A 5,409-nucleotide genomic window follows, 5' to 3' on the forward strand; every position below is an offset into this window, starting at 1 on the left:
CTTGACTCCGAAAAGGCAAAAGCCTAGAAAGCTCCTCCGCCGCAAGCGGAACGTGTTTCGGAGTCTCGGGGCGGATCGCTTCGAAAAAAAAGTGAAAAAAGCACTTGACTCCACTTGGCGGATCGCCTAGAAGCACACTTCGCCGCCACGAACAAATTGGTTCGGCGGCCTGATCTCTGAAAGTCCGAAGAATGGGGTTGACACTTTTTCGGCCCGGACGTACAAAAGTCGTCCGCGCCTTCGGTCAACACCGGACGCCGGGCAGGTCTTTGACAATTAAATAGCGAGTTGGGCGAAGAGACAATCACATGCCCGTTCATTTTGAACAAAACCTTGTGGTTGGATCAAACAAATACTCACAGTTTTGAACTGGAGAGTTTGATCCTGGCTCAGATTGAACGCTGGCGGCGTGCCTAACACATGCAAGTCGAGCGAGAAAGGATCCTTCGGGATCTGAGTAGAGCGGCGCACGGGTGAGTAACGCGTAGGTGATCTACCCTTTGGATTGGGATAACAGTTGGAAACGGCTGCTAATACCGGATACACTCCATATTTAGCTTTATGGGGGAAAGGTGGCCTCTGCATGCAAGCTACCACCAAAGGATGAACCTGCGTCTCATTAGCTTGTTGGTGGGGTAATGGCCTACCAAGGCGACGATGAGTAGCTGGTCTGAGAGGATGATCAGCCACACTGGGACTGGAACACGGCCCAGACTCCTACGGGAGGCAGCAGTGGGGAATATTGCGCAATGGGCGAAAGCCTGACGCAGCGACGCCGCGTGAGGGAAGAAGGCTCTCGGGTCGTAAACCTCTGTCAGAAGGGAAGAAACCCTTGAGGTCGAATAGGCCTCTTGGCTGACGGTACCTTCAGAGGAAGCACCGGCTAATTCCGTGCCAGCAGCCGCGGTAATACGGAAGGTGCAAGCGTTAATCGGAATTACTGGGCGTAAAGCGCGCGTAGGCGGCGCGGCCAGTCAGATGTGAAAGCCCTCGGCTCAACCGGGGAATTGCATTTGATACTGCCGTGCTTGAGTACTGGAGAGGCAGGCGGAATTCCAGGTGTAGGAGTGAAATCCGTAGATATCTGGAGGAACACCAGTGGCGAAGGCGGCCTGCTGGACAGATACTGACGCTGAGGTGCGAAAGCGTGGGTAGCAAACAGGATTAGATACCCTGGTAGTCCACGCTGTAAACGATGGATGCTAGGTGTCGGGGGGTCCACCCTCGGTGCCGCAGTTAACGCGTTAAGCATCCCGCCTGGGGAGTACGGTCGCAAGGCTGAAACTCAAAGGAATTGACGGGGGCCCGCACAAGCGGTGGAGTATGTGGTTTAATTCGATGCAACGCGAAGAACCTTACCTAGGCTTGACATCCTGGGAACCCTCCTGAAACGGAGGGGTGCCCTTCGGGGAATCCAGTGACAGGTGCTGCATGGCTGTCGTCAGCTCGTGCCGTGAGGTGTTGGGTTAAGTCCCGCAACGAGCGCAACCCTTGTTACTAGTTGCCAGCACATAATGGTGGGCACTCTAGTGAGACTGCCGGGGTTAACCCGGAGGAAGGTGGGGACGACGTCAAGTCATCATGGCCCTTACGCCTAGGGCTACACACGTACTACAATGGCGCGTACAATGGGTCGCTACGCCGCGAGGCCAAGCCAATCCCAAAAAACGCGTCCCAGTCCGGATTGCAGTCTGCAACTCGACTGCATGAAGTTGGAATCGCTAGTAATCCCGGATCAGCATGCCGGGGTGAATACGTTCCCGGGCCTTGTACACACCGCCCGTCACACCACGAAAGCTGGTTCTACCCGACATCGGTGAGCTAACCTTCGGGAGGCAACCGCCTACGGTAGGACTGGTGATTGGGGTGAAGTCGTAACAAGGTAGCCGTAGGGGAACCTGCGGCTGGATCACCTCCTTTATAGAGAAAACGCCCAACTCGCTATTTAATTGCGAGGACCTGCAACATGCGGTCTTTGAGCCGAACGGGCCTATAGCTCAGCTGGCTAGAGCGCACGCCTGATAAGCGTGAGGTCGGTAGTTCAAGTCTACCTAGGCCCACCACGCTTGATCAATCAGGGGGTGTAGCTCAGCTGGGAGAGCACCTGCCTTGCAAGCAGGGGGTCATCGGTTCAAATCCGTTCACCTCCACCAAAAAATAGATTGGTCAAGGTGCAGATCTTTTACAAATTTCAAGGCGGCAACGTCTTGAAGGCCGATTCGACCCCCGCTCTGGCGGGAGGGTGAGCGCCATAAAGCTCAAAGAGAATCGCTGATCATTGACAGTTGAATAGGGTAGTGGAGAGGATGAAATTAAATCCTAAGTAATAAAGGGCGTCTGGTGGATGCCTTGGCGCTAGGAGGCGATGAAGGACGTGGTAGGCTGCGATATGCGCCGGCGAGCCGCCAAGCAGGCTTTGACCCGGTGATTTCCGAATGGGGCAACCCGGCGGGGTTCATACCCCGTCATCCCTTGGCTGAATACATAGGCCTTGGGAGGCGAACTCGGTGAAGTGAAACATCTCAGTAACCGAAGGAAGAAAAATCAATAGAGATTCCCAAAGTAGCGGCGAGCGAAATGGGATTAGCCCAAACCGGATGGTTTCGATCATCCGGGGTTGTAGGACCGGTATACGTGATCCACAATTAGATAGGAGAACAGGCTGGGAAGCCTGGGCACAGAGGGTGAAACCCCCGTATCTGAAATCGAACGTGGCATAACCGGCACCTGAGTACCGCGGGACACGAGAAACCCCGTGGGAATCCGGGAGGACCATCTTCCAAGGCTAAATACTTCCTAGCGACCGATAGCGAACCAGTACCGTGAGGGAAAGGTGAAAAGAACCCCTGTTAGGGGAGTGAAATAGAACCTGAAACCAGGCGCCTACAAGCTGCGGGAGCGGACTTGTTCCGTGACCGTGTGCTTTTTGCATAACGGGCCAGCGAGTTACTGTGTAGTGCGAGGTTAAGCTTTTTGCGGAGCCGTAGCGAAAGCGAGTCTGAATAGGGCGACAAGTACTGCGCAGTAGACCCGAAGCCGGGTGATCTATCCATGAGCAGGTTGAAGCTCGGGTAAAACCGAGTGGAGGACCGAACCAGTATCAGTTGAAAATGATTTGGATGACTTGTGGATAGGGGTGAAAGGCCAATCAAACCCGGTGATAGCTGGTTCTCCCCGAAATATATTGAGGTATAGCCTCGGATTAGTTTTGCGGAGGTAGAGCACTGACAGGGCTAGGGGTCCCACCAGATTACCAAACCCTATCAAACTCCGAATGCCGTAAAATGTTGTCCGGGAGTCAGACTGCGGATGCGAAGGTCCGTAGTCGAGAGGGAAACAGCCCAGATCGACAGCTAAGGTCTCCAAATCCATACTAAGTGGTCAAGGTGGTGATTCTGCTTAGACATCCAGGAGGTTGGCTTAGAAGCAGCCATCCTTTAAAGAAAGCGTAATAGCTCACTGGCCTAGCGGAGTTGCGCCGAAAATGTAACGGGGCTCAAGTATGGTACCGAAGCTTCGGGATCGTCTTTGACGATCGGTAGGGGAGCGTTCTCAGATGGGATGAAGGTGAACCGTAAGGTTTGCTGGACTAATGAGAAGTGATTATGCTGGCATGAGTAACGATAAAAGAAGTGAGAAACTTCTTCGCCGTAAGCCCAAGGTTTCCTGGGTAAAGCTAATCTGCCCAGGGTAAGTCGGCCCCTAAGGCGAGGCTGAAAAGCGTAGCCGATGGGAAACAGGTTAATATTCCTGTACCTGTGCATGTGTGCGACGGGGGGACGCAGGAAGATAGGTGATCCGGGTGTTGGATATCCCGGTGCAAGCGAGTAGGCTGGTCTGGTAGGCAAATCCGCCGGACTAAGGCCGAGACGTTATGCCGTGTCTTTATCGACTGAAGTCACTGATTCTACACTGCCTAGAAAAGCCTCTAAGTTTAGCATGTGCAGACCGTACCGCAAACCAACACAGGTAGGCGGGTCGAGCAGACCAAGGCGCTTGAGAGAACTCTGGTTAAGGAACTCGGCAAAATGACCCCGTAAGTTAGCGATAAGGGGTGCTCCGGAAGGTAAGGTTACTTGCTTTCCAAGCTTTCTGGAGCCGCAGAGAATCGGGGGGGGCGACTGTTTACTAAAAACATAGGTCTATGCGAAGTCGTAAGACGAAGTATATGGACTGACGCCTGCCCGGTGCCGGAAGGTTAAGGGGTGGAGTTAGCTATGCGAAGCTCTAAACCGAAGCCCCGGTAAACGGCGGCCGTAACTATAACGGTCCTAAGGTAGCGAAATTCCTTGTCGGGTAAGTTCCGACCTGCACGAATGGCGTAACGATCTCCCCACTGTCTCAACCAGAGACTCAGTGAAATTGAATTCCCGGTGAAAATGCCGGGTACCCGCAGAAGGACGGAAAGACCCTGTGCACCTTTACTACAGCTTGACATTGGGTCTAGGGCTATCATGTGTAGGATAGGTGGGAGGCTTTGAAATCGGCACGCTAGTGTCGGTGGAGCCAACCTTGAAATACCACCCTTGGTAGTCTTGGATTCTAATCCAGAGCCGTTATCCGGCCTGGAGACAGTGTCTGGTGGGTAGTTTGACTGGGGCGGTCGCCTCCTAAAGAGTAACGGAGGCTTGCAAAGGTTCCCTCAGGCTGATTGGAAACCAGCCGTTGAGTGCAAAGGCATAAGGGAGCTTGACTGTAAGACAGACATGTCGAGCAGGAACGAAAGTTGGTCTTAGTGATCCGGTGATCCCGAATGGAAGGGTCATCGCTCATAGGATAAAAGGTACGCCGGGGATAACAGGCTGATCGCATCCAAGAGTTCACATCGACGATGCGGTTTGGCACCTCGATGTCGGCTCATCACATCCTGGGGCTGAAGCAGGTCCCAAGGGTTCGGCTGTTCGCCGATTAAAGTGGTACGCGAGCTGGGTTTAAAACGTCGTGAGACAGTTTGGTCCCTATCCTCTGTGGGCGTTGGAGAATTGAAGAGGGGCTGCCCCTAGTACGAGAGGACCGGGGTGGACGAACCTCTGGTGTTCCTGTTGTCACGCCAGTGGCATTGCAGGGTAGCTATGTTCGGAAAGGATAACCGCTGAAGGCATCTAAGCGGGAAGCCCGCCTCAAGATAAGTTCTCCCTCTCTTCGGAGCTGAAGACCCCTGGAAGACCACCAGGTTGATAGGCCGGAGGTGTAAGCGTGGCGACACGTTCAGCTGACCGGTACTAATAGGTCGTGCGACTTAGGAAATCATCCTCTCCCTCCCTATGAAACTATATATTTGTCCTGGTGACCTTGGAGAAGGGGGTACACCCGATCCCATTCCGAACTCGGAAGTTAAGCCCTTCATCGCCGATGATACTGCGGTCTAAATCGTGGGAAAGTAGGTCGTCGCCAGGACTTTTTTTCAAA

At 53.7% G+C, this 5,409-nt stretch carries 2 tRNA genes and 3 rRNA genes; all 5 read left to right on the forward strand.

Annotated features, from left to right (window positions below):
• Nucleotides 1-366 precede the first annotated feature (366 nt).
• The 5 genes from B5D49_RS14475 (at nucleotide 367) to rrf (ending at nucleotide 5,397) form a co-directional block, all read left to right on the forward strand.
• A 16S ribosomal RNA gene (locus B5D49_RS14475) occupies nucleotides 367-1,920 on the forward strand.
• Nucleotides 1,921-1,986: 66 nt separating this feature from the next.
• A tRNA-Ile gene (locus tag B5D49_RS14480) sits at nucleotides 1,987-2,063 on the forward strand.
• Between the two features lie 14 nt (nucleotides 2,064-2,077).
• Nucleotides 2,078-2,153 (forward strand) — tRNA-Ala (locus tag B5D49_RS14485).
• Between the two features lie 164 nt (nucleotides 2,154-2,317).
• Nucleotides 2,318-5,247, forward strand: a 23S ribosomal RNA gene (locus B5D49_RS14490).
• A gap of 35 nt (nucleotides 5,248-5,282) precedes the next feature.
• Nucleotides 5,283-5,397 (forward strand): 5S ribosomal RNA (gene rrf, locus B5D49_RS14495).
• The 16S, 23S and 5S rRNA genes sit together here with 2 tRNA genes alongside, the layout of an rRNA operon.
• Nucleotides 5,398-5,409: the final 12 nt, after the last annotated feature.

Origin of the sequence: Paucidesulfovibrio gracilis DSM 16080 (genome assembly GCF_900167125.1) — a bacterium.
GTDB classification, from domain to species: domain Bacteria; phylum Desulfobacterota; class Desulfovibrionia; order Desulfovibrionales; family Desulfovibrionaceae; genus Paucidesulfovibrio; species Paucidesulfovibrio gracilis.